23 protein-coding genes and 1 tRNA gene are annotated in these 24728 nt (G+C 43.6%); 18 read left to right on the top strand and 6 right to left on the bottom strand.

The features are described 5' to 3' along the window. Positions 1-14: 14 nt before the first annotated feature. From prmC to LT679_RS05010, 5 genes are all read left to right on the top strand, one after another. Positions 15-881 carry a peptide chain release factor N(5)-glutamine methyltransferase gene (gene prmC, locus LT679_RS05030; protein WP_232176140.1) on the top strand — a complete coding sequence of 289 codons (867 nt, stop codon included), beginning with the start codon at positions 15-17 and terminating at the stop codon, positions 879-881. Between the two features lie 62 nt (positions 882-943). After that, the gene (locus LT679_RS05025; protein ID WP_232176138.1) at positions 944-2203 is read left to right on the top strand and encodes a putative DNA modification/repair radical SAM protein; all 1260 of its coding nucleotides are present in this window, start codon (positions 944-946) and stop codon (positions 2201-2203) included. A 1-nt stretch (position 2204) separates the two neighbouring features. Further along, on the top strand, positions 2205-2966 hold the full coding sequence (locus tag LT679_RS05020; RefSeq protein ID WP_232176136.1) for a TIGR03915 family putative DNA repair protein: 762 nt from the start codon (positions 2205-2207) through the stop codon (positions 2964-2966). A 308-nt stretch (positions 2967-3274) separates the two neighbouring features. Continuing rightward, positions 3275-3949 carry a hypothetical protein gene (locus LT679_RS05015; protein ID WP_232176134.1) on the top strand — a complete coding sequence of 225 codons (675 nt, stop codon included), beginning with the start codon at positions 3275-3277 and terminating at the stop codon, positions 3947-3949. A 12-nt stretch (positions 3950-3961) separates the two neighbouring features. Continuing rightward, a complete protein-coding gene (locus LT679_RS05010) occupies positions 3962-4909 on the top strand; it encodes a hypothetical protein (RefSeq protein WP_232176132.1) in 948 nt (315 codons plus the stop codon). Between the two features lie 71 nt (positions 4910-4980). Here LT679_RS05010 and dnaB read toward each other — a convergent pair whose 3' ends face one another. After that, the gene (gene dnaB / locus LT679_RS05005) at positions 4981-6543 is read right to left on the bottom strand and encodes a replicative DNA helicase (RefSeq protein ID WP_232176130.1); all 1563 of its coding nucleotides are present in this window, start codon (positions 6541-6543) and stop codon (positions 4981-4983) included. Between the two features lie 272 nt (positions 6544-6815). Here dnaB and rlmB point away from each other — a divergent pair, with 272 nt between their 5' ends. Beyond that, positions 6816-7577: a 23S rRNA (guanosine(2251)-2'-O)-methyltransferase RlmB gene (gene rlmB / locus LT679_RS05000; RefSeq protein WP_232176128.1), complete on the top strand. Its 762-nt coding sequence runs from the start codon at positions 6816-6818 to the stop codon at positions 7575-7577. A gap of 116 nt (positions 7578-7693) precedes the next feature. On the opposite strand, the gene LT679_RS04995 is transcribed toward rlmB, so the two are convergent. Next, positions 7694-8779 carry a mannose-1-phosphate guanylyltransferase gene (locus LT679_RS04995; RefSeq protein WP_232176126.1) on the bottom strand — a complete coding sequence of 362 codons (1086 nt, stop codon included), beginning with the start codon at positions 8777-8779 and terminating at the stop codon, positions 7694-7696. Between the two features lie 232 nt (positions 8780-9011). On the opposite strand from LT679_RS04995, the gene recQ reads away from it, so the two are divergent. Next, positions 9012-11204, top strand: coding sequence for a DNA helicase RecQ (recQ, locus tag LT679_RS04990; protein WP_232177155.1), 2193 nt, complete (start codon positions 9012-9014; stop codon positions 11202-11204). Between the two features lie 258 nt (positions 11205-11462). Here the strand turns inward: recQ and LT679_RS04985 are convergent, their stop codons facing one another. Beyond that, positions 11463-11879, bottom strand: coding sequence for an acyl-CoA thioesterase (locus LT679_RS04985; RefSeq protein WP_232176124.1), 417 nt, complete (start codon positions 11877-11879; stop codon positions 11463-11465). Positions 11880-11968: 89 nt separating this feature from the next. Here LT679_RS04985 and LT679_RS04980 point away from each other — a divergent pair, with 89 nt between their 5' ends. The 4 genes from LT679_RS04980 to LT679_RS18695 all read left to right on the top strand — a co-directional run bounded on the left by LT679_RS04980 (position 11969) and on the right by LT679_RS18695 (position 14784). Then, a complete protein-coding gene (locus tag LT679_RS04980) occupies positions 11969-12640 on the top strand; it encodes a basic secretory protein-like protein (protein WP_232176122.1) in 672 nt (223 codons plus the stop codon). A 139-nt stretch (positions 12641-12779) separates the two neighbouring features. After that, a complete protein-coding gene (locus LT679_RS04975; RefSeq protein ID WP_232176119.1) occupies positions 12780-13508 on the top strand; it encodes a dioxygenase family protein in 729 nt (242 codons plus the stop codon). Between the two features lie 63 nt (positions 13509-13571). After that, entirely contained in the window at positions 13572-14120 is a 549-nt protein-coding gene (locus tag LT679_RS04970) for a hypothetical protein (protein WP_232176117.1), read from the top strand. Further along, positions 14083-14784 (top strand): pirin family protein, encoded by a 702-nt coding sequence (locus tag LT679_RS18695; protein ID WP_232176115.1) that lies wholly within the window; start codon positions 14083-14085, stop codon positions 14782-14784. Before LT679_RS04970 ends, LT679_RS18695 begins: the two co-directional genes overlap by 38 nt. Here LT679_RS18695 and LT679_RS04960 read toward each other — a convergent pair. Then, positions 14779-15762 carry a D-alanine--D-alanine ligase gene (locus LT679_RS04960; RefSeq protein WP_232176113.1) on the bottom strand — a complete coding sequence of 328 codons (984 nt, stop codon included), beginning with the start codon at positions 15760-15762 and terminating at the stop codon, positions 14779-14781. The two genes, LT679_RS18695 and LT679_RS04960, sit on opposite strands and share 6 nt — an antisense overlap. Positions 15763-15948: 186 nt before the next feature. Between LT679_RS04960 and LT679_RS04955 the strand changes: the two genes are divergently transcribed. The 7 genes from LT679_RS04955 to LT679_RS04925 all read left to right on the top strand — a co-directional run bounded on the left by LT679_RS04955 (position 15949) and on the right by LT679_RS04925 (position 20939). Continuing rightward, positions 15949-16746: a PASTA domain-containing protein gene (locus LT679_RS04955; protein WP_232176111.1), complete on the top strand. Its 798-nt coding sequence runs from the start codon at positions 15949-15951 to the stop codon at positions 16744-16746. After that, positions 16733-17047 (top strand): rhodanese-like domain-containing protein, encoded by a 315-nt coding sequence (locus LT679_RS04950; protein WP_232176109.1) that lies wholly within the window; start codon positions 16733-16735, stop codon positions 17045-17047. Before LT679_RS04955 ends, LT679_RS04950 begins: the two co-directional genes overlap by 14 nt. Before the next feature lie 3 nt (positions 17048-17050). Continuing rightward, the gene (gene mltG / locus LT679_RS04945) at positions 17051-18106 is read left to right on the top strand and encodes an endolytic transglycosylase MltG (protein ID WP_232176107.1); all 1056 of its coding nucleotides are present in this window, start codon (positions 17051-17053) and stop codon (positions 18104-18106) included. Continuing rightward, complete coding sequence (locus tag LT679_RS04940; protein ID WP_232176105.1) at positions 18106-18513, top strand: acyl-CoA thioesterase; 408 nt, start codon at positions 18106-18108, stop codon at positions 18511-18513. The genes mltG and LT679_RS04940 overlap by 1 nt, the downstream gene beginning before the upstream one ends. Before the next feature lie 10 nt (positions 18514-18523). Then, complete coding sequence (locus tag LT679_RS04935; RefSeq protein WP_232176103.1) at positions 18524-19525, top strand: YihY/virulence factor BrkB family protein; 1002 nt, start codon at positions 18524-18526, stop codon at positions 19523-19525. A gap of 100 nt (positions 19526-19625) precedes the next feature. Then, a tRNA-Ser gene (locus LT679_RS04930) sits at positions 19626-19710 on the top strand. Between the two features lie 212 nt (positions 19711-19922). Beyond that, the gene (locus LT679_RS04925; protein WP_232176101.1) at positions 19923-20939 is read left to right on the top strand and encodes a LacI family DNA-binding transcriptional regulator; all 1017 of its coding nucleotides are present in this window, start codon (positions 19923-19925) and stop codon (positions 20937-20939) included. Positions 20940-20944: 5 nt separating this feature from the next. Here LT679_RS04925 and LT679_RS04920 read toward each other — a convergent pair whose 3' ends face one another. Beyond that, positions 20945-22390, bottom strand: a complete 1446-nt coding sequence (locus tag LT679_RS04920; protein WP_232176099.1) for a glycoside hydrolase family 28 protein — start codon at positions 22388-22390, stop codon at positions 20945-20947. A 34-nt stretch (positions 22391-22424) separates the two neighbouring features. Continuing rightward, positions 22425-24719, bottom strand: a complete 2295-nt coding sequence (locus LT679_RS04915; RefSeq protein ID WP_232176096.1) for a GH92 family glycosyl hydrolase — start codon at positions 24717-24719, stop codon at positions 22425-22427. Between the last annotated feature and the right edge of the window lie 9 nt (positions 24720-24728).

The following is a 24728-nucleotide window of genomic DNA, read 5'->3' as shown; positions in this document are numbered from 1 at the left end:
TGTTACTTTGTTGCATGGAAACGGTAAAGGATGTGTTCAATAATTTCAGGCAAAGGCTCGCAGCGGTGTACAATGCGCAAGAAACAGAGGCGCTTACCCTGGCTGCCGTTGCCGAAGTAACACAACTGGGCAAGGCAAGCATCAAGGCATTTCCGGAGCGTGAATTGAGCAGTGAGGCGTTAGCTAGGCTTGATGAAATTGCCAGTGAATTACAAACCGGCAAGCCTTTACAGTACATTTTAGGCAAAGCCGAATTTTATGGATTAACATTTAATGTAAACCCCGCGGTTCTTATTCCGCGGCCCGAAACAGAGGAATTGGTGGAGTGGGTTATCGAGTCAGTTAACAGTAGGCAGTTGGCAGTTTACAGTAAAGAGTTAAGTCTTTTAGACATAGGCACAGGTAGTGGTTGCATCGCCATCAGTCTGAAAAAAAATTTGACAGCCGCTGATGTATCAGCTATGGATATTTCTGCCGATGCCTTGCAGACGGCAAGAAGTAATGCCATGGTGAATGCAGTTGATGTGAGTTTTATTGAGGCGGATGTACTTTCGGCAAAACCGGATGCGGCGAAGTATGATATCATAGTATCTAACCCACCCTATGTTACCTCGGTTGATAAGCAGCAGATGCATACTAACGTAACCGACTTTGAACCACATACCGCGCTTTTTGTATCCGATGAAGAGCCGCTTTTATTCTATAGAGCTATAGCCGATTATGCATTACTGAGTTTAAAAAAACCGGGTATGCTTTTCTTTGAGATAAATGAAAATTATGGTAACGAAACAGTGGAAATGTTAGCGGAAAAAGGCTATAAGAATATTGAGCTAAGAAAGGATATGAGCGGTAAGGACAGAATGGTAAAAGCTCTGTTATAGTATTCCTAATATCTCTTAATAAAATTACTATTTGCTAAAAATATTAGTAATTTTGTTTTGGGATGAATTTAGAGCGGATAACAGAAAAGCTGAATATTTTGGCCGATGCAGCCAAGTATGATGTATCGTGCGCATCGAGCGGGAGCAAGCGGAAGAATGAGAATAAGGGCTTGGGCAATGCCAGCAATGGTATTTGCCACTCGTATACCGAGGATGGGCGATGCGTATCGTTATTAAAGATACTGCTTACCAATCATTGCATTTTTGATTGTGCTTACTGCGTATCGCGCAAAAGTAACGACATTAAACGCGCTGCCTTTACCGTGCAGGAGGTGGTTGACCTGACCATCAACTTTTACCGCCGTAATTATATCGAAGGTTTATTTCTTAGTTCAGGTATTTTTAAGGATGCCGATACCACTATGGAGCGCCTGGTACAGGTAGCTAAGAAATTGCGCACCGAGCATAAATTTAACGGCTATATTCATCTCAAATCGATACCTGGTGCAAGCGACGAACTAATGCGCGAGGCTGGCCTGTATGCCGACAGGTTGAGTGTAAACCTGGAAATGCCTACCGAAGAGGGCCTGAAACTTTTAGCTCCGGATAAAGACCGTAAGGATATGATCCAGCCGATGGGGTTTTTGCGTAACGAGATCATTCAACGGGCAGAAGAAAAAAAGCTGTTTAAAAAAGCGCCCATGTTTGCCCCGGCGGGACAAAGCACGCAGGTTATAGTTGGCGCCACCGCTATTGAAGATGACCGGGCAATCCTTTATTCAGCCAACCATTTTTATCAAGCCTTTAAGCTGAAGCGGGTATATTATTCAGGTTATGTACCTGTATTGGCCGACAACCGCTTGCCTGCCCTAAATACCGCTGTACCCATGGTACGCGAAAATCGCTTATACCAGGCTGATTGGCTGATGCGCTTTTATGGTTTCAGGGTAAATGAGATCGTAAATAACGATCAACCGCATCTTGACCTGGATATTGACCCTAAACTGAGTTGGGCGCTGCGCAATATGCAAGTGTTTCCGGTTGATATTAACAAGGCTGATCTGCAATTAATATTACGGGTTCCGGGCATTGGCATGTTATCAGCGCAAAAAATTGTAAGTGCCCGTAAGTTCAATAAGCTAAACTGGGATCATATTAAAAAATTGGGTGTTGCCGTAAACCGTGCCCGCTATTTTATCACCTGCAACAGCAATGCCTACGAGCGCCGTGATCTGACGGGCACGCGCATCAAACAATTTATCCTCGCCGAATCGCAAAGTAAATATCTCAAGAATAAACCCGACCAGCTAAGTCTTTTTTGATATGACAACTACTTTAGTCTACGATGGTACGTTTGAAGGCCTGCTCACCGCCGTATTTGAGGTTTACGAACATCGCCTGGAATATGTAAAGCTGGTAAAAGGCGAGTGTCGAAACACAGCTTTGTTCGATAGTTCGATGGAGATACTTACGGATGAACCGCGGTACAGCCGGGTATTAAAGGGCCTGCAAAAAAAGCTGTCGGCCAGTGGTATGCAGCGTTTGTATGTGGCCCACCTGTCGGGCATTGATGATGCCGACCCGGCCGTTTTAGGCTATATACGATACGTGTTTGACGCTCCGCTGAATATTGAGGAAGATTATGGCAACCGGTACGTAATGCGGGTATCAGAAATTGTAAAGATGATGCGCCGCGAAAAGCACCGTATGGAGGCTTTTATTCGTTTTCAAAAGCTGCAGGATGGGTTGTTCTATTCTGTAATTGAGCCAGACTTTAATGTGCTGCCCATGCTGATCCGCCATTTCAAAAACCGGTATGCCGATCAAAAATGGATGATCTATGACCTGAAAAGGAAGTATGGCATCTATTATGATCTGCACCAGGTTGAATACATGGAGATGGATTTCAGCGATGGGCAGGGAGCGGCTAATGTAGTAAGCTCCTTTAATGAAGATGAGGACGCTTACCAGCATCTTTGGAAAAACTATTTTAAAAGTGTAAATATCGCTTCCCGCAAAAATACTAAACTGCACATCAGGCACATCCCTAAACGGTATTGGAAACATTTAACCGAAAAGATTTAGCAAAACAAACCGATGCTTTTTTGTGTATTGTAAAAGCCTGTTAATCAATAAAATTGCTACTTTTGTAAAATTAATACTTAAGCCTGATGAAACATTATCTGCTGCTTTGTGCGGCTACAGTACTGCTCTTTTCTTAGTGCAGTAAAGAAAAACGCGTTTCTCCTGATGATGGAGAAAAAAAATATCCTGTAACTTTTAACTTATCCGGGTTTGGGCAAACTTATGTACCGATTGTTAAAGCCAATACTGCCGGTAAGAAAGTAAACGAAGTCGACTCCGTACCGGTTAATAAATTGTATTTTTTGTTATTGAACGATACGTCTGGAAACGGAGGCATTCAGTCATACAAAGAAGTGACCAAAACAACGTCAGGTTTTGGCGTTTTTAAAGAGAATTTACCGGCCGGGCAATACACCGCAATATTTATTGGTTCAAACGGTGGTATAATGGACACAAAGGTGAAACCAGCTTTGTTTAGTGCTTATAATTACGAGACTTTTTATAGCAAGATACCTGTAACCATTTCAAACGCAGGTGTAAGTCAAAATGTAGAAATGGGACGGGTTACCGGCCAACTTGTTTTAAATATAAATGATGCCGTACCTGCCGGAGTTACTAAAATAGAGATGACCTATACCTCTGCAACCTATTTTGAGGTTTTTACAGTTTTGAAAAAAACTTTTACACCCATGACAAAAACTGTGGCCTTAAATGCTACGGATGCTGGCAAAACCAATTACAGGGTTACAGCAAATCTGCTTGCAGCTGATAATGGTGTTTTTAGTGTAAATATCAAATATTACAAAACGAGCCAAACCACTGCCACCAGATCGGTTACAGTTCCTAACGTACAATGTAAAACCAATGTACGTACTATACTTTCAGGAAACCTTTTCACTAATGATCCGCCGGCGGGAGTCGGCCAAAATTTTACGATTAAACTTGACACGACCTGGAAGGCTCCTATAACTACTGAATTTTAGTGTGTAAAATCCATGAAAAAATATTTAGCTATTATAGCCTTTATAAGCTCAGCCGCGCTATCGTGTAAAAAGGATCAGAAAGTGAACCGAGGCGAAGAAACGGCGGGAAAACTATATCCGGTTACTTTTTCGGTTAATGTATTCACGCAACAGCATGAACCTGTTATCAACTCAACTTCGCCACGCTTATTGGCTGATGTGCCGTTAAAGGGTAGGGTAAATCACTTAATGTACAGTATATACAAGTTGGACGGTACACGTGTTAAATCAAGATCAGATCGGCGTTTTAATGATGCGACTTTTGGTACTTTTAAAGACAGCTTAGCTGCCGGGGAATATATCTTAACTGTTTTAGGTTCTGATCGAAGTTCAACTAATTACTTGCTTAATAGTGGGAATGTTTACACTGTTAGCACCAGATATTCAAGACCTATGGAATGTCGGCTTTTCTCAAAAAAAATAAACTTAACGGTTTCGCCCAATGGAAATAACAGCCAGACGATAACACTTGAACGTGTTAACGCAGCTTTGGAGATTGTTGTTAAAGATAAAGTGCTATACAACAGTACTATTAATGTAGGGTATGTTGATTACCACGGATTCGGCATGTTTAGTAATGAAACAGGAAAGTATTGGGATGATAATGATCCTCCGGAGTATCAGGTAAACAGGCATAGTCATCATTTGCTTTTGCCTGGAGGTGTATCAAACGCTTCGGTACTCATAACTGATGATGTGCTAAACACATCTACGCCAATTGATACCGATATCTCGGTAACTGATAACAACAAAAACGTTATAGCTCAAAAAACTGTATACGGAGTAAGGTTTTACCGGAATACTAAAACCATTTTAACCGGCAGATTATTTAGCAATGATCCTTCCGGCACAGGTAACGCAGGGTTTCAAACAACTTTTAAAACAGCGTTTGAAGCGGCTAGCATAGTTAAAAATTTCTGAGCATCACGGTCATAAACAAGAAAAGCGATAGTCACCCTATCGCTTTTCTTGTTTGTAATATCATTTATAGCTTAAAACGGTGCTTCGTCATCCATATCATCCATACGCGATGGGCGGATGATGAAATTGCTCGCGTTTGGATTATCAAAGCCTTGCGAAGGAGCGAGGCCGGCAAACGCATTGTTAGCGCCCATGCCAAAATCATTATCATCCTCAAGGTTGGCAAACTTAACGTATTTACCCACAAACTTAAGGCGCACGCGGCCGGTTTCGCCATTACGGTGCTTGGCAATGATTACCTCGCCAACGCCCTGCGTAGGGTTGTTGTCCTCATCCACATCCAGGCCGTAATATTCCGGGCGGTAAAGGAAGAGTACCATATCCGCATCCTGCTCAATTGAACCGGACTCACGTAAGTCAGATAGCATCGGCCGTTTTGAACCACCCGGACGGCTCTCAACGGCTCGGCTCAGCTGTGAAAGCGCAATCACCGGTACATTCAGCTCCTTAGCTACTGATTTAAGCGCCCTCGATATGCTACCAATCTCCTGCTCACGGTTACCGCCTTTACCATCGTTTTTACCATGCATCAGCTGCAAATAGTCAATGATGATCAGTTGAATGTCGTGCTGAGCCTTTAAACGGCGGCATTTAGCCCTGAATTCGAATATATTAAGCGCAGGAGTATCGTCAATAATAATGGTGGCCTGTTCAAGCTTGCGCACCTTGCTGTGTATCTGCTCCCATTCCCACGGTTCCAGGTTACCCTTACGTATTTTTTCCTGCTCAATTTGCGCCTCGCCGGATATTAAACGGTTAACCAACTGAACCGACGACATTTCGAGCGAAAATACCACTACCGGTTTATCAAAATCAACCGCGGCGTTACGCGCGCAGCTTAATACGAAAGCCGTTTTACCCATCGCAGGGCGTGCCGCAATAATAACCAGGTCGGATTTTTGCCAGCCCGAGGTCATGCGGTCAAGATCAGTAAAGCCTGATGCAACACCGGTAAGGCCGTCTGTTTTATCTTTCAGCGCCTCAATATCACGCAATGCCTCGTGCATCAGGTCGTCCATCTTGCGCGAATCGCGGCGAAGGTTATTCTGGGCGATATCAAACAGATTCTTTTCTGCCTTATCCAGCAGGTCAAGCACGTCCGTCGTATCCTCATAAGCGCTATTAATTACATCTGTAGATATACGGATCAGCTCACGTTGTATGTATTTCTGAATAATGATACGGGCGTGGTACTCAATATTAGCTGCCGATGCAACACGATTGGTAAGCTCTGTGATATAATAAGCGCCACCGATCATTTCCAGCTCACCCTGGGAGCGTAAGTGCGCAGTAACGGTCAGGATATCAACCGGTGATGTTTTTTCAAATAAAATGCGTATCGCCTGAAAAATTTTCTGGTGTGCATCCTTATAAAAAACTTCCGGTTTCAAAATATCAATAACGGACGATAATGCATCCTTTTCAAGCATTAGCGCACCCAATACGGCCTCTTCAAGGTCAAGCGCCTGCGGCGGCAGTTTGCCTAAGCCGCTGTAGGCGTTTCCGGCAGAAAACCGGTTTCTTCTTTCATTTGTATTCGGCTTGTTAAATTGATTTTCGTTATCGGGAATCATAGTCTACAAAAATATACAAATATTCTTCGGATTAGCTAACATTATGCTCAAACCGCCAAAACTTAACGTTGAAAAATAATGGTTTAGCAAGGTGTTGTAACTAACACCGCATGTTAATAACGTGTGGAATACTTACTTATGTTGCTGATAGATAACGATGTTAATAACTATTTGAGCGTGTTAATTAGTTAAACGTATACTCAAAAGCCCATTCGGTTCATTAAGTGCATAATCAAATTAATATAGCTATTTTTGACCCTTAAATTTTTACTATGGCATTCCACTCAAAACCTGTTCGAGAAAGTAACCAGATGGTTTTTGGCATACGTGCCGTTATTGAGGCTATCCGCTCGGACAAGGAGATCGAATCCATTTATATTCAGCGCGGCATAAGCGGCGGGTTAATGAGCGAGCTTAAAGCGCTGCTTGGCGAGTATCAGCTAACTGCACAGCAGGTACCGGTAGAAAAACTGAACCGTCTTACGCCTAAGAATCACCAGGGTGCGGTCGCGTTTATTTCGCCGATTGTTTACCGGAAGATTGAGGATATCATTCCCGAAATATTTGAGAAAGGGGAGGTGCCGCTAATTTTGATTTTAGACAGTATTACCGACGTGCGCAACATGGGCGCCATTGCCCGCACGGCTGAATGTGCGGGAGTGCACGCTATTGTGGTACCCGCCAAGGGCTCGGCACAAATCAACCCGGACGCGATTAAAACCTCGGCAGGCGCGCTGTATAAGATACCGGTTTGCCGCCACGCCAATCTTTTGCAAACAGTAAGATTTATCCAGGAGTCGGGCCTGCAGCTGGTTTGTTGTACCGAAAAAACTAACGATTACTTATACAAGCCTGATTATACCGCACCTACGGCTATCATCATGGGGTCAGAAGAGGACGGAATTCGTAATGAGATCATCCGCATATCCGACCACCTGGCCAAGATACCTATGTTCGGCGAAATAGAATCGCTTAACGTAAGTGTGTCCGCGGGTATAATTATTTATGAGGCGGTGAGGCAGCGGAACGCGTAGCCCCCTGACCCCCTAAAGGGGGAATTGTATTTGCCCAAAAGTAAAAAGCAAAGGCCGGTTGAATACTCAACCAGCCTTTTACTTTTTCTTAAACTCCCCTTTAGGGTTTGGGGGCTCTAAATATATTTCGTTCCGAACTTTTGCTTGACGTCGGCAACCACCTGTTTAACGTTTTGCTCCTGGTCGCGCGGGCATATAAGCAGCGTGTTGTTTGATTCTACCACGATGTAATCGTGCAGGCCTTGTAAAATAACCAGCTTTTCGTCAGGCACGTTAACCATACAGTTTGATGAGTCGTACATGATCACCTTCTCAGCTGGAATAACGGCATTGCCTACGTAGTCTTTGTTTGACAGTTCGTAGATCGAAGCCCAGGTACCCAGGTCAGACCAACCGAATTCCGAAGGCAACACATATACGTTGTCCGCTTTTTCCATAATACCGTAGTCAATAGATATGTTGGTGCATCGCTGGTAGGCGTTGCTTACATGCCTGCGTTCGTCATCAGTGTTATAAACAGAGCGGGCTTCAGCAAATATGTCGAACATGTCCGGCAGGTAGCTGTTAAAAGCCTTCACAATAGCCTTGGCCGACCATACGAAAATACCCGCGTTCCACAAAAAGTCGCCGCTTTGCAAAAATGTGCGGGCAAGCTCCAGGTTAGGTTTCTCAGTAAAGGTTTTTACTTTATGAAAATCGCCGTTTATAGCATTCTCGGTGTATTGAATATATCCGTAACCGGTATCAGGCCTCGAAGGTTTAATGCCCAGCGTTACCAGGCACTGATGTTCAGCGGCTGTTTCAAGTGATTTCTCGATAGCGTTTACAAAAGCCGTTTCATCAAGTATCAAATGGTCTGATGGCGCTACCACAATAGCGGCATCCGGGTTAAGCGATTCTATTTTAAAACAACCATATGCAACGCAAGGCGCGGTATTGCGCATTACGGGCTCTGTAAGTATCTGGTTGTCGCCCATGTCAGGCAGTTGTTCCTTAACCAGGCCTGCGTAGCTTTCGTTGGTTACAACGTAAATATTTTCTTTCGGGCAGATCTTTAAAAAACGGTCGTAAGTGTTTTGTATAAGTGTTTTTCCGGTACCTAATATGTCAATAAATTGCTTAGGATGAGAGGTTCTGCTTATCGGCCAAAAACGGCTTCCGATGCCGCCGGCCATAATTATGGCATAGTAGTTACTGTTCATTGAGCAGGCTGAAATAATAGTTAAATGTGACGTACGCTGTAAAAGTGAACAATTATTTGCAAAATCTACGTTAAATGTTCGTAAAAACGGCGTCTGGGTTTTAAAGCCGTAAGTAAGCAAATTGTTTTTAATTACTAAATCATTTTTATATAAAAATTTGGTTTAAAGCGGACGCATTAATAAAAAAATTTGTTATTTTGAACTTTTATTTTCAAGCACACAACAAATAATGATAGAGACTAAAAAGTCGCTTTTCGATAATCTCCAAAATTTTTTCGGATTTGATAATTTTAAGGGCGACCAGGAGGCAATTATTACCAATATATTAGCCGGGAGGGATACGTTTGTTATAATGCCTACAGGTGGCGGTAAATCAATGTGTTACCAGTTGCCAGCACTCATGAGCGATGGTACCGCCATCGTAATTTCACCACTTATTGCATTGATGAAGAACCAGGTTGATCAGCTACGGGCTTTCGGCGGTTCTGATAGTATTGCACACTTTCTTAATTCATCATTAACCAAAGCAGAAATTGCCCGCGTTAAAGAGGATGTACTGGCCGGCAAAACCAAGCTTTTGTATGTTGCGCCGGAGTCATTAACCAAACAAGAAAATATTGATTTTTTACGCCTCAACCACGTATCGTTCGTTGCGGTTGACGAGGCGCACTGTATATCAGAGTGGGGGCATGATTTCCGCCCCGAGTACCGTAAGATCAGGCAGGTGATCAGCAATATCGGCGAGAACATCCCGATCATCGCGCTTACCGCTACTGCTACACCAAAGGTGCAGCATGATATTCAGAAGAACCTGCAGATGAACAATGCAACGGTCTTCAAATCATCATTTAACCGTACCAACCTTTTTTACGAAGTGCGCGCCAAGCGTAACGTAATCAAGGAGATTGTGAAGTTTGTTAAGCAAAATACAGGCAAATCGGGCATTGTGTATTGCCTGAGCCGTAAAAAGGTGGAAGAGGTAGCCGAGGTGCTTAACCTCAATGGCATACGTGCCCTGCCTTACCATGCCGGGCTTGATGCCAAGGTGCGCGCCGATACGCAGGATAAATTCCTGATGGAAGATGTTGACGTAATTGTAGCCACCATTGCCTTCGGGATGGGTATTGACAAACCGGATGTACGTTACGTAATACACCACGATGTGCCAAAGAGCATGGAAGGGTATTACCAGGAAACCGGTCGTGCGGGCCGCGATGGCGGTGAAGGTGTTTGTGTGGCGTTTTACTCTCAAAAGGATATTGATAAACTGCAAAAGTTTATGAAGGATAAGCCGGTATCTGAGCGTGAAATTGGCACGCAGATACTGAAGGAGGTGATTGATTATGCAGAATCATCAGTATGCCGCCGTAAGCAGATTTTGCATTATTTTGGCGAGCATTTTGACGAAAGTGGTTGCAGTAAAATGTGCGATAACTGCAGCGCGCCTAAAACCTTTTTTGATGCGGAAACGCATTTGCATAAAGCGCTAAGCCTGATCAAACACCTCGGCGAAAATTTTGACGACCGTTACATCATTGACATATTAGTTGGTGCAGATAACCCGCAGATACGTAATTACGGGCATGATGAATTACCCTACTACAATTCAGGCAAAGAGGATGGCGAGAATATCTGGAGCTCAGTTTTAAGGCAGGCTTTGCTCGACGATTTCCTGTCAAAGGATATTGACCAGTATGGTTTATTAAGGCTTACTGAAAAAGGAGCCAACTTTATTGACAATCCTTTCAGCATACGCTTTTTAGTAAACCGTGTTATTGAAAATACCGATGATGAGGACGGAGAGGACGGCCCTAAGCAGGGTGGGGGCGCTTTAGATACGCAACTGCTGCAAATGCTGAAGGATCTGCGTAAAAAGATAGCCAAGCAAAAAAACTTGCCGCCATTTGTTATTTTCCAGGATCCATCATTAGAGGAAATGTGTACACACTATCCGGTATCTATTGATGAGTTGAAGCAGATATCAGGTGTGGGTGCCGGTAAGGCCTTGAAGTTTGGCGCACCGGTTATCGAGCTGATCAAAAAATATGTCGAGGATAACGACATTGACCGCCCGGTGGATATGGTGATCAAAAGCGCGGCTAATAAGTCGGCTTTAAAGGTTTATATTATCCAGAATATAGACAGGCATCTTAACCTTGAGGACATTGCCGCTTCAAAAGGCTTAACTTATGAAGAAATACTCCGCGAGGTGGAATCGATAGTAAACTCCGGTACCAAACTGAATCTCGACTATTATATTGACGAGGTGATGGACGAGGATAAGCAGGACGAAGTATTTGATTACTTTAAAACCGCCGAAGTTGACTCCATTGATAACGCATTGGCAGATTTAGGCCCTGATGACTACACTTACGAAGAGGTGCAGCTGATGCGCATCAAGTTTATGTCGGAACTGGGCAACTAAGCTATAAAGACATTACATACAAAGGCGGCGAGGAAACTTGTCGCCTTTTTTGCGTTGTGGCGATCAGCTTTTTCGCCATTGGTCGTCACAAACCGACTGTTGGTCTATACTCAGTATGCGCAATGATCCGCGCGCTATATATTTGATTTTTAAAGAGGATAAACACCGGGACAAGAAAAAAATTAACGACGCCAATAGTGCAAATGGCCCGTTATAAGTGTGATGGTTAACGCATGGCTTAAAGGCCATGCGTTTTTTTTATGCTGTAAAACTTGTGTAATGCGCTATAACGTCATCCGGAATAGCTACGCCGCGATTCGTGCTCAGGTCTATCAATACAAAATCAAACCAGCCGTCGCAGCTTTCTTTATTTGTTGATTTATTAATGATGTTGAACTTCACCCGGCAGTTACGTGTGCTGATGTCCTCAATACCGGTACGAACCAGAAACGTATCGCCCATTTTTAAGGCGCGTTTATAGTTAATATGTACGGTTTGTACCAACCAGCCAAAGCCGCGTTTCATAAAGGTTTCCATGCTCTTGCCATAGTTGTGGTCCATTTGGTCGTACCGGGCAGCCAGTACGTAATCAAAATATTTGCTGTTATGTACGTGTTGGTACATGTCTATGTCATCCGGCCTAACCTTTAATTCAGTTTCGAAGGTTTTATACATTTCTTAAATAAAATTTAGAGAAGTTTATCAACTGATGATAAAACGTTTTATGTTTGTTTATATTTACGATGTTAAATAGATCACATTATATGAAAAGAATAATCTTACTCGCATTAACGGTTGTGTTTTTCGCCGCTGCAAATACGCTTGCAGGTGGCATTGATACCTTAAAGAAGAACGGCTACACGCTGATTGTTTCAGGTAACGACGAAAATTTTGATAAGGAGCTTACCCAAAAGCTTATTAACACATTTTTTGAGGTATATCCAAAATTGGCAAAGGAGTACAATAAGAAAACGGATAAGGTGGTGACATTTTTTATTGATACCGCTTACCACGGTGTAGCGGCAACAGGAGATGGCAAAGTAGTGTTTAGCGCCGAGTACATGACCAAGCACAAAACCGACATTGACGTAGTAACGCACGAAGTGATGCACATTGTGCAAGGCTATGGTAATACCAACGGCCCATGGTGGGTAACTGAAGGTATTGCTGATTATGCCCGCTATAAATTCGGCGTGGCTAATGAGGCCGGCAACTGGAGATTGCCGGAATTTAAGGCTACCCAAAATTTTGATAACAGCTATCGTATCACCGCCCGTTTCCTGGCGTGGATTGAAGCTAAAGTGAAAAAAGGCGCCGTTAAAAAAATAGATGATGTTATGCGCAGGCATGCATATAATGATAATACCTGGAAAGATATAACAGGTTATACCGTTGAAGATCTTTGGAAGAAATATGCGGCTAATCCGGCTATATAGTCAGCATGAAATATTACAAAGGAGGGGCAGATTTATCTGTCCCTTTTTTGTTTATCGACTCATAAGCCCGGTTTAACGATACATTTTTAATTATAGCCAACTATTGCTCCACTTTTATATTGATCAAAATATAAAAGTTATGGAACGCAAGAATTTCTTGAAGAGTTTAATGATCGGGGCAATGTCAACCCCGGTATTGCTACATGCCTGTAAAAAGGATGATGATACGGTAACCCTCGATTCTGATGATACGCAGGCAACTAATACAGGTTCAACCACAACAGGCTGTAACGTAGCCCCAACCGAAACAGAAGGCCCTTTCCCCACAAAACAACCGGCATCTTATGTACGCAGCGATATTACCGATGGGCGCACAGGGTATAAGCTAACCGCTAAAATTACTATTACTAACACCAATAATAATTGTTCAGCCCTCGCAGGCGCGTTGGTTGATATTTGGCATTGTGATGCTGAAGGTAATTACTCCGAATATGGCGGTTCAGGTATGCAGTCAACTAACTACCAATCGGTACATTTTCTTCGTGGCCGTCAGACTACTGATTCGAACGGCTTGGTAACCTTTACCAGCATATTCCCGGGCTGGTACACCGGCAGGGCCACGCATATTCATGTGCATGTTTACAATTCTTCAGGTAAATCATTAAAGGTTACGCAAATCGCTTTTCCTGAAGGTTCGGGTTCGGCAGTAGCATTAGTTAACGGCTACGATAAGGGCATGAACAATTATACTTACAACAAAAATGATAATGTTTTTAGCGACGATACCGCTGGCGTGCAAATAGCATCTGTTACTGGTAGTAAGGCTGATGGTTTTGAGCTGGCCATAACTTTTGGTGTGCCTGCTTAATGTGTTCTGTTTTCATAACTGATAGGGCATACGCAGGTATGCCCTTACTTAAATTAATGGCATATGTACAATAGAATAATTCGTATTTGTTACCGCAAGATAATTGATGGAGCAGCAAGCAAAGCCTGGGACAGGCTGGTGTTTGACGATAGTTACACCGAATACCGTATGCAGGTGCAAAATTTTGAAAGGGCAGCACAGTATCCGCTATATACCGACCTGTTAAAATATAATCCGGAAGTAATCAAAATGAATCATATGGTGAGCGGCGCTGTAATGGGTTATCTGCAACTCCTAAACAATATAATGCCGGATGTGCTGAATACGCTTGGCCGCAGGTTTTTAAAATTCAATCAGTTTAAGTTTGAGATCATCAACTCTCACTTGGAAAACAAGGAGAAGCACCGTATTTCTATAACTTTTTATTCAGAGCCGGTATACTGGCTGGATACTATAGGTCAAAATCTATTATTGACCGGTATCGATCAGCAACAGGATATGACGCTTACGGACTTGTTACCATTAACGCAATACCTCAGTATTTACTCTATCCAAAATCAGGAGATCAATAATTGTGGAACAAACGCAAGCTACCATATTTTTAGCCGATAGTCGCGGCCTGATGCAAGATGAACGCGAGCAGCGTTACAGCACCTTCAATTTTGGCGATTATTATGATGAGCATAAAATGGCCTTCAAAAACCTCTGTTTGTTTAATGAGATTATTTTAGCCGGAGGAGCAACCGCTACTTACACGGTTGAGCATACTGGCTACGTAGTTTTGTTACCCGTAACAGGTGCATTTAAATACCGAGATACCTATAATCAAACAGACGCGGAGGCAGGTGAAGCTTTGATTATCCCGATAAAGGCAGGGGGCCAATTCAATATAAAAAATCACTACAAAGCTAACTGGGTGAGCTTTGTAATGATGAATATAGAAACAGCTGCTATACCGGTTGCTACGACCCGGAAAAACGCTTTCGATATCTATTATCGCCAGGATGAATTAATGGAGGTGACCGGCAATATAGAACTTCCTTTTTCCGTGCACATTGGGCGATTTACAGGCCGCTTTGAGGCGGAATATAAAGTCCGTCGTACAAATTCAGCATTATTCGTGTTTGCCGTAGCGGGAGCGTTCGAAGCGCAAAACAGGCTTTTGCACCAAGGTGACGGATTAGCCTTACCGGATGCCGAAACGTTTGAAGTAGAAGCGCTTAGTAACGACGCCGTTTTGCTGCTTATAGAACTTCATGGTGAAAAGCGCTTATAAAGCGCCTTCAATCAGCAATCCATAAAATTCGCTTACCTGCATACCCATTGCCCGAACTTGTTGTGGTATCAGGCTGTTGGCGCTTTGGCCGGGGGTAGTGTTCACCTCTATAAAATAAAAATCGCCGGTACCTTCCTGTATAATAAAATCAATACGTACCATACCGCGGCAATTTAGGCGACTGTAAACATCCTTTACAATGCTGGCTACAAGTTCGTTCTGCTCATTGGTCAGGTCGGCAGGGGTAACCTCATTGGTAACGCCGGGGGTATATTTGGCTTCGTAATCAAAAAAATCTTTTGAGCTGATGATTTCTGTGGCGGGCAGCACGGTTATTTTTCCGTTTAAGCGAGCGATACCAATACTGAACTCGCGGCCCTGTATAAATTCTTCGATCAGGATCTGATCATCCTCATGAAATGCTTTCTCCAACGCGGCCGGTAGCGCGGCTGCATTATACACCTTGCTCATGCCTACGCTGCTGCCGCCATTGTTGGGTTTAATAAACAGCGGGAACTTTAGCGTAGCGGCAATGGTAGCCACATCATGCACATCATTTTTAAACAGTTTGATAGATTTAGCGGTATGCAAACCATGTATGCCCTGCACCAATGCTTTGGTGTAAGCTTTATTCATGGATATGGCCGATGTAGTGGCATCGCAGGTGTTATAAGGCACGCCTAACATATCCAAATAGCCCTGCATTTTGCCATCCTCGCCTGGCGTACCGTGTATGGTAATAAAAGCAAAGTCAAACTTTATCTTTTCGCCGTTAAGGGTTATACTGAAATCATTTTTATCTACGTCAACAGCACCCTCAGCAGTTTCGTGCAGCCAGCGGTTACGGTCGACCAAAATGGTATAAACGTTATATTTCTGCGGATCAAGATTGTCCGCTATGTTTTTCGCGCTATTAATTGAAACTTCGTATTCGCCGGTATAACCACCGGCCAAAAGGGCTACGTTTTTTGCTGACATAAGGTCAAATATAGGTTTTTAGCTGATACCTGTATAGGTTATAAACGTACAAAAATACACACCAATATTGAGGATAAATTCAGGCTTTGGTAAATCAATCAGTTACGTTGCTAATAGTTGGCATTCTTCGTTAATTAAAATATTTCACCTATGTTTGATAGCTAAAATGGCTATCCTGCTAACAACATGAGTAAATTTGGTACATATATAAAATCAGCTTCTTTTGGTAAAACATTGCTGCTTGCCGCAGGCTCGGTATTGGCTGTGGTGTTGATAGCTTTTTTTAGTTTAAGTTACTACACACGGCATGGCTCAGGCATACCGGTGCCTAAGTTAAAGGGCATGAATATCGACCGTGCCATCCAGCTATTGGAGGAGCAGGGATTTGAATACAAGATCGATTCGGCATATATAGGTGATCAGCCTCCGGGTACTGTTATTGAGCAGGACCCTGATCCGGAAACGAATGTTAAAGAGGGCAGGGTGATCTACCTAACCATAGTTACTACCCAGGCGCCAATGGTTTCGCTACCTGATATGGAACAGAATAACTACCGTGAAGCATTAGCTACCTTGGCTAACTACAGCCTGAAGCTGGGCGATACCAGTTACCGCTCAGACATTGCCCGCGACCGAGTGCTTGAAGTACGTTTTGGCGGCAAGGTTATTGGCCCCGGCACAAAGCTACCTAAAGGGTCATCGGTTGACTTGGTGTTGGGTGATGGGCAGGGAGCCAGCGAAGTGGATATTCCTGATCTGCTGAACCAGGACCTGGACGCGGCGCGGTTCGCTATAAAAGGCGCAGGGCTTACCTTGGGTACGGTTACCTATGAGGGTACTATAACCGATTCATCAAACGTTATCATTGTAGCGCAATCGCCTATGCCTACTGATTCCGCTTCAAAAACAAGTATAGGCACGCGTATTAATGTAACGGTATCGCAGGGTACTGCAACACCACTGCCACCTGATGAGCAAAACTAATATTACCGCCGCCGAACTGCTGGAGTTGATGAACAGCGGCAAGCAGCCTGTATTATTGGATGTGCGCGAAAAGATAGAATTCCATACTTATAATGTCGGTGGCATTAATGTGCCTTTGGCGCAGCTTCCCGATTATATTGAAGACGCCGGGCACAACAAAAACGACCAATTAATTGTTGTGTGCAAAGCCGGGCTACGGAGCCGTACAGCGCAGGTGTTATTGCAGCAGCATGGCTACACCAATGTATTGAATTTAACCGGCGGTTTGATCGCCATTCAAAAAATTAATAATTCGTTATAACAAATGGATCAGCAGCAAAAACCGGCTTCGGGCGGGTTTAAGAAGTTTATCATCGCATTTATAATATTGGTTATAGTTGGCTTGGGCGCTACGGGTATATTTTATTACCTGCGCTTTTTTGGCCCAAACGTAACCGATAATGAGGAGTATCTATATATCAAAACCGGATCAACCTTTACTGATGTATATAATACCATTAAGGAGCAGCACATAGTTAAGGATACATTTGCGTTTGCAGCCACCGCCCAAAGCATGGAATATCCGGCTAAAGTAAAACCCGGTAAGTACCGCCTGAAAGAGGGGATGGGTAACCGCGCGTTTATCAATATGCTGAAGGCCGGCAACCAGGAGCCGGTGAAGCTTACCGTTCGTGGCCTGCGCCTGAAAACTCAATTGGCTGCGTTTGTATCAAAACAACTGGAACCCGATTCGTTAGCTATCATCCGTTTGCTTGATTCAGCTCAGTACGTCGAGAAGTTCGGCCTTAATACCGACAATGTTTACGTGATGTTTCTGCCCAACACTTATGAGTTTTATTGGAACACACCGGCCGATAAATTCATTGATAAGATGTATGCTTATTACAATGAGTTTTGGACACCTGAGCGCAAGGCAAAAGCCCAGGCATTGAATTTAACCCCTGCACAGGTATCTATATTAGCATCAATAGTAGATTGGGAGGCCCTGCACGATGATGAGATGCCGACCATCGCCGGTTTATACCTTAACAGACTGCGTGTAGGTAAAAAGCTGCAGGCCGATCCTACGGTGATATTCGCTACCGGCGATTTTACTATCAAACGTGTGCTTAACCGCCATTTAGTTACCAATTCACCATACAATACTTACCTGCACGAGGGCTTGCCTCCGGGGCCGGTTATGATGCCGTCTATCAACGCTATTAAGGCCGTGCTTGATCCGCAAAAGAGCGACTATATCTATATGTGTGCTAAAGAGGATTTTTCAGGCTACCATAACTTCGCGGTTACTGAGGCCGAGCACTTAAAGAACGCTCGCCGTTTTCAGCAGGCACTTAACGAAAGGAACATCAAGAAGTAATGTTTGAGCACTCTACAAAAATAAGGGTACGTTACGGCGAAACTGACCAGATGGGGTATGTTTATTATGGTAACTATGCCGAGTTTTATGAGGTTGGCCGAGTAGACATGCTGCGTTCGCTTGGCATGACTTACCGTAAAATGGAAGAGACCGGCATTATGATGCCCGTGCTCGAGATGAAGTGCAAGTACCTTAAACCGGCTTTGTACGACGAAGAGATTACCATACGCGTTATTATGGATAAGCTGCCTGGTGTGAAGATACATTTCAGGTACGAGTTATTTAACGAGAAACAGGAGCTTATTAATATTGGCGAAACGCTGCTGGCATTCATTAATATGAAAACAAACCGCCCGTGCCTGGCCCCGGCTGAATTTATTGAAAAGACAAAGCCGTTTTTTGAGTAGCTTTGATTAAATGGAGTGGCTGCATAACTTTCTTTTCAGGTTTGCATTTTACCGCAGGTTTATTGAATGGACAAAAACGCTCATTATACCAGGCTTTCGTCCGTTGCCGCTTTATACCGTCGTAGTTTTCTTTATACTCGAAATTAAGCAGGGATCGCTGGGTAACCGTGCATCATCGTTAGCGTACAGCTTTATGCTGGCAATATTCCCGGCTTTGATCTTCCTGGTGTCGGTTATCCCGTTTATACCCGTAGTAATCCCTTATATACCCGAATATAAGTTCCAGCGCGAGTTATTACAGTTATTCAAATTGATTTTGCCTGATGATGCTTACCAGGCCTTTAAACTTACATTGGTCGATCTGGTGAAAAATCGTAACGGGGGATTGCTTTCTTTCGGTTTCTTTTCGGCGCTATACTTTGCTACAAACGGCATCAGCAATTTAATGCGGGCATTCAACAAATCATCATTGCAACTGGAAACCCGTACCTGGTTAAAGCGGCGGTGGACGGCATTATTACTTACGCTGGTATTAAGCTTCGCGATGTTCTTTGCCATTATACTGATGATAGCCGGGCAATCGGTTATCAGCTTTTTGCAGGAGCATATTTATAGTAAAAGCAACTTTTGGTCGTACGTAATTGCTTTTTCACGTTGGATCATCATAGTGATCATTTTCTTTGTAACGCTCGGTGTATTGTATCGTTACGGACCGGCGCATAAGCAGCGCTGGAAATTCATAAACCCGGGCTCTGTACTGGCCACCTTTTTAGGGTTGCTTATATCAATAGGCTTCGCATACTACATCAACAACTTTTCGGCGTACAACAAGGTGTATGGTTCAATCGGAACTTTGATCGTGGTGATGATTTGGATGTACCTTAATTCACTTGTTGTGCTCATCGGGTTCGAATTAAACGCCAGTGTCGACCTTTCAAAACGTAATATCAAGATCGCGAAACCCCGTTTTAACACCTTTAGGACTACATTGAACAAGCCAAACGAAAATTAATCTGCTTGTTTATCAAAGCGTTGTTTCAAAAAGGAGATTTTTTAAGAAAAATTTAACATTGAAATTTGGCAATTCAAGTCGGTTTTGTACTTTTGCCCCCGGAGAGATGGCAGAGTGGTCGATTGCGGCGGTCTTGAAAACCGTTGACTGTTAAAGGTCCGGGGGTTCGAATCCCTCTCTCTCCGCAGATTTACATATCGCAAATTAATGAAAGCCCGTTTTTTTTAAAACGGGCTTTTTTTATCTGCTATTTGTTATTCCATCACAAGCGATAGCTATGTTTGATTGCTGGACCATATTTTATTTTCGTCTAAGGGGGATATGTTATTTGTGCTGTTGCAGTACGTTAAAGGTTTGTTAAATTTGACTGCTTTTGGTTGTTTTTAACCAACTTATAATGGAGAAGATTACTATTAAGCTGCTTGCAAAAAGTTTAAATGTTTCGATCGCGACCGTATCGAAATCATTTACCGGCAGCCACGAAGTGAGTGAGGCAACACGAAAGCGAGTGTTGGACCTGGCTAAAGAGCTTGATTTTGTTCCGAATGCTTATGCTGGCAGCTTAAGGGGGCATAAAAGCAAGACTATAGCTGTGTTGATACCTGAAGTAGCCGATAGTTTTTTCTCCACGGCATTAAATGGCATTGAAGAAGTAACACTTGAAAAAGGCTATCAAACACTTATTTGCCTAACACACGAGAAGTTGGAAAAAGAACAGGCTTTGCTTAAGGAACTTGCCAACGGACGGGTAGACGGGGTAATTATGTCTGTTAGCTCTGAAACTAACTCATTTGACCATATTAATGCCTTTATCAAAAAGCTTCCGATTGTATTTTTTGACCGTGTATGTGCCGAACTGAAAACAGCCTGCATAACCACCAATGATTTTGAATGCGGTTACATAGCCACGCGGCATTTAATTGAAGCAGGCTGCAAGCGCATTGCTTTGCTTTCTATATCAAATGCGCTTTCTATTATTTCGGAGCGTAGTAAAGGATTTCAAAAAGCGATAGATGAATATGGTTTAGATACTGGAGCTTGCTCAATTATTAACTGCAGCCAGCAAGCCAATGTAAATTACCAACTGATAAGCGAGCTGATGAGTGGGCCAGACCGGCCTGACGGCATTGTAGCTACAGTAGAAAAACTTACTACCGAAATTTACATGGCTTGCGCTGATCTCGGCGTCAATATCCCCAACCAGGTAAAAGTAATTTGTTTCTCCAATCAATCATCTGCCGGCATATTAAATCCCAGCTTAACTACCATTACGCAACCTGCCTTTGAAATGGGAAAGGCGGCTGCCAAAGCCTTGCTTCGGGGATTAAAGAATAAAGAGCTTGATCTTACTGATGAAAGTACGGTAATACCTTCTGTATTAACCGTACGAAATTCAACCGTCAGGAAAAAATAACAGCTTTATTTCTTACTGATGGCATCAAACTTAGCGGGGAAGGCCGACTGTCCCTCAAAACACTGGATTTTTAAATTGGCTACATTACGGCTGTCGATGGCATGCCGAAAATAATCAGGCCGGTTGTTTCCCCAATTAACCGAGCAATTACGGATAGTAACGCTTTCTGCATTCTCCAGGTAAAACCCGGAGGTATTGCCCGAAATCAGGCCTTCAATTTTAGCCGGGCGCCGGTCATAAACGCCACCTTTAACGCTCGTGGTTTTGTTAATATAGAGGTCAACCTGGTCAAAAACAATCTCGCTCAATTTATCGGCAGACTCTGCACCTAAATACACCCCGTTTTCGCTTACTCCCTTGATGTTGCTAAAATAAATACGGCTCACTCTGCCTACACTTCCCTCAGTTTTGCCTTTCGGGAAACGCCAGTTGGCATCTTTGTTATTCCCGTTGGCACGCCTGTAAGCCGTTACGTAGATAGGCTCTGCCTTACCCCACCATACGTCCGAAAAAAGATGCGCATCAATGGTTATATTAGAAAAAATTACATCGGTAACTGTACCTTCATCACGATTTTGGATGCCTATGCCCCGGTTACTGCTCCGGATAATGCAGTTGTTAATTAATACATGCCGGATGCTGTCCATATTTTCAGACCCGATCTTGATTGCGCATGAACGGGAGGTCATGGTGCAATTATTTACAACGATATTTTCGCAAACCCCGAATTCCTCATACTCGCGGCGATTTTTAATGCAAATACAATCGTCGCCAGATTCAATAAAGCAATTACTTATGCGCACGTTCTTGCTATGGTCTAAATCAATTCCATCGCTGTTGCGTACTTTCAAATCATTCAACAGGGTAATATTATCAATGGTTACATCATTGCAGCCTATAAGATGTACCGTCCAATAGGCTGAGTTTTTTATAGTCAGGTCTCTGATGCGGATATTCCTTCCGCCAATAATAGTAAGCAGGTGCGGGCGTGGGTCTGCAACGTTAAATGGTTTCAATACATAAGAGTCTTCCAGCGGCGCTCCCATGAATGATACGCCGTTGCCATCTAATGTACCACTGCCGCTTATGGTAACGTTTTGCAGATTATAGCCGCCGATCCAAATCATGCCTTCTCCTACATTACTTTTAAAAGCACTGTTTTTGTAGATGGCTTCATCGGGATTGGCCAATACGCAGGCATTGGCTTCAACCACCAGTTCAATATTAGATTTAAGGTTAAACGGCCCACTCATAAAAAGCTTACCACTCGGCACAATAACACGCCCGCCACCGGCGGCGGCACAGGCATCAATGGTACGTTGAATGGCCCCGGCATTGTCTACACCGGTTTTTGTAGTGGCACCGTAAGTGGTAATCACAAAATCATTAGCCCTACCGCCAACAGGCTGAGCCAGTGTGACAAAACAGATTAGTAATGCAGGAACGAGCATTATGGTAGCTTTTATAAACTTACTATGCATAAAATTATTTTGAGAGTGAGGGGGGCCTGTCCGCCACATTAATGGCCCAGTTTTTATTTGGCGTAGCTGATAACGTTAGCTCCAGCACGCCGCCATTAGTGATGTCGCTATGCTTAATGTAACTCCTGGTATATCGTTTACCATTTAGTTTTACGCTTTTGATATAAATATCACCAGCAATCCGCTTTTTAACTACTACCTTAAAAACAATTTTACCTGGCAAGTTAATTTGATAACTGTTAAAAATCGGAGCTGAAAGGATATAATGATCTGATGCCGGATTTACAGGGTAAAAACCCAAAGCTGCCATTACATACCAGGCAGACATTTGCCCGGCGTCATCGTTTCCACTTAAACCGCCTGGCCCATCGTTATATTCATCATTTAAAATTTCGTGAACATACCGCTGCGTTTTCCAGGGCGAGGATGTATAAGTGAACATAAAAGGTATTTGCTGCCCGGGTTCATTGCCGTGCCAGTACTCTCCGGTTTCAAATAGCTTATCGAGGCTTAGCTCTAATTGGTGTGGGCCGCCCATAGCCTTGGCTAAACCGTTAATATCCTGCGGCGCGTAAAACGTATATTGCTGCGGTGTTCCTTCGGTAATGTAACTTTGCTTTAAATTAGCATGGAAAGGCTTTACCCAACTGCCGTCAATATATCGTCCGCGTACCATTTTAACCGACGGATCAAACACGTTAAGGTAATTGCGGGCCCGCTTAATAAGTACTTCATAGTCGGCAGTTACGCCGATACCCCTGGCTACTTGCGCCAGGGCATAATCGTCAAAAGCATATTCCAGCGTGCGGCTCACCTGTTCCTTTTTGTGAAAAGCGTCAGGCACGGAGTCCTCAAGCGGAATATATCCATACTTTAAATAAGAATCTAATGCGCGCCTGCCCTTCCCATCGACGTAATCACTACGGGTTGGTATTTTAAATGCATTTTGACGCATTAAGCTGTAAGCCGCTTTCACATCGTAATCACGTATTCCCCTTACATAGGCAGACGCTATGAACGCCGTAACGTGGTCGCCAATCATGGCCGCGGTAAAACTGTTCCAGCAGGGAAAAACGGGCATCCAGCCCCCCTGTTGTCCCTTCAAAATCATTGATCGCACGCAGTCGTTCACTAACGCAGGCTCGAGCACTTCAAACAACGGCATCTGAGTGCGGTAGGTATCCCACATTGAAAAATCGTCATAATAATTCCCACCGGCAATCTTTAAAAGTTTATAGTTCCCTGCAAATTGGGGATAACTCCCATCAACGTCATTAAACAACCGGGGCTGCTGCATGGCATGGTACATGGCTGTATAGAATATGCGTTTGCTGCGTTCGTCTGAGGTAGTAACCTTAATTTTGCCCAGTGCCTTTTCCCAACCGTTTTTATTGGCTTTCACCAGGCTTTCAAAGTCCTGGTGTGTAATTTCTGTATTGAGGTTGAGCAGCGCACCTTCGAAGCTGCTGAACGATGTACCAATCCGAAGCCGCACCTTTTGCCCGGCTTTAACTTGCAGCCCAATAAAAGCGCCACTGTTAAGGCCGCCTTTTAACGTATCTGCAAACCAATTTTTTCCATCCCGAAAAACGCCGCGTCTGGTGAATCCGCCTTCAACCTTAACTACAAAGTATCCACTGAAACCAGCCGGTTTGCCCCAGCCTTGGTAAATACGATGAACAGGATTATAGCCCCATACTAAACCTTTATCAGCATCTATTTGTACAAAACCTTCCCCGCGGTCGCTGTTGGGTTTTATCAAAACATATAAACTATCGTTCTTTTGTGCGGTAAACTGTAACATGCCGCTGCGTAAAGTGGCCGTAACTTCCGCATTCACTCCATAAGCAGGCAAGTTTACATGATAATAATAGGGTGATGACTTTTCTTCGCTATGCTTAAATGGGGTAGCATAACCTAAGGTATTCAAGGAGCCTGTCAGCGGCATAATGGTTAAGCTGCCGTAATCCTGTGTGCAGGAACCGCTTAACCAGTGCGACGCCCGGAATCCATTGAATAACGTGTCGCTATATAAATATGGCGGTAAACATTTGATTTCAGACTGCCGGGTTTCTGGTGTCCACTGTGTCATGGCAAATGGCTGCGTAACCGCAGGTATCACGTTGGCGTTAAGTTCAGTTCCGGCGCCATGCTTGGTGGCTGATTTGGTGGTAGCCCGTGCCGTACCGGCCAAAGGCTGTACATAATCAGCCAAATTCTGCGCCACCACCACAACGTTGCATAAAAACAAGCTGATGAACGTTAGTGTTAATTTATTGATTACAATACGAATGGTCATTTGGATTAA

The organism is Mucilaginibacter roseus, assembly GCF_021215455.1.
Lineage (GTDB): Bacteria > Bacteroidota > Bacteroidia > Sphingobacteriales > Sphingobacteriaceae > Mucilaginibacter > Mucilaginibacter roseus.
This window is presented reverse-complemented; position numbering and strand designations above follow the sequence as displayed.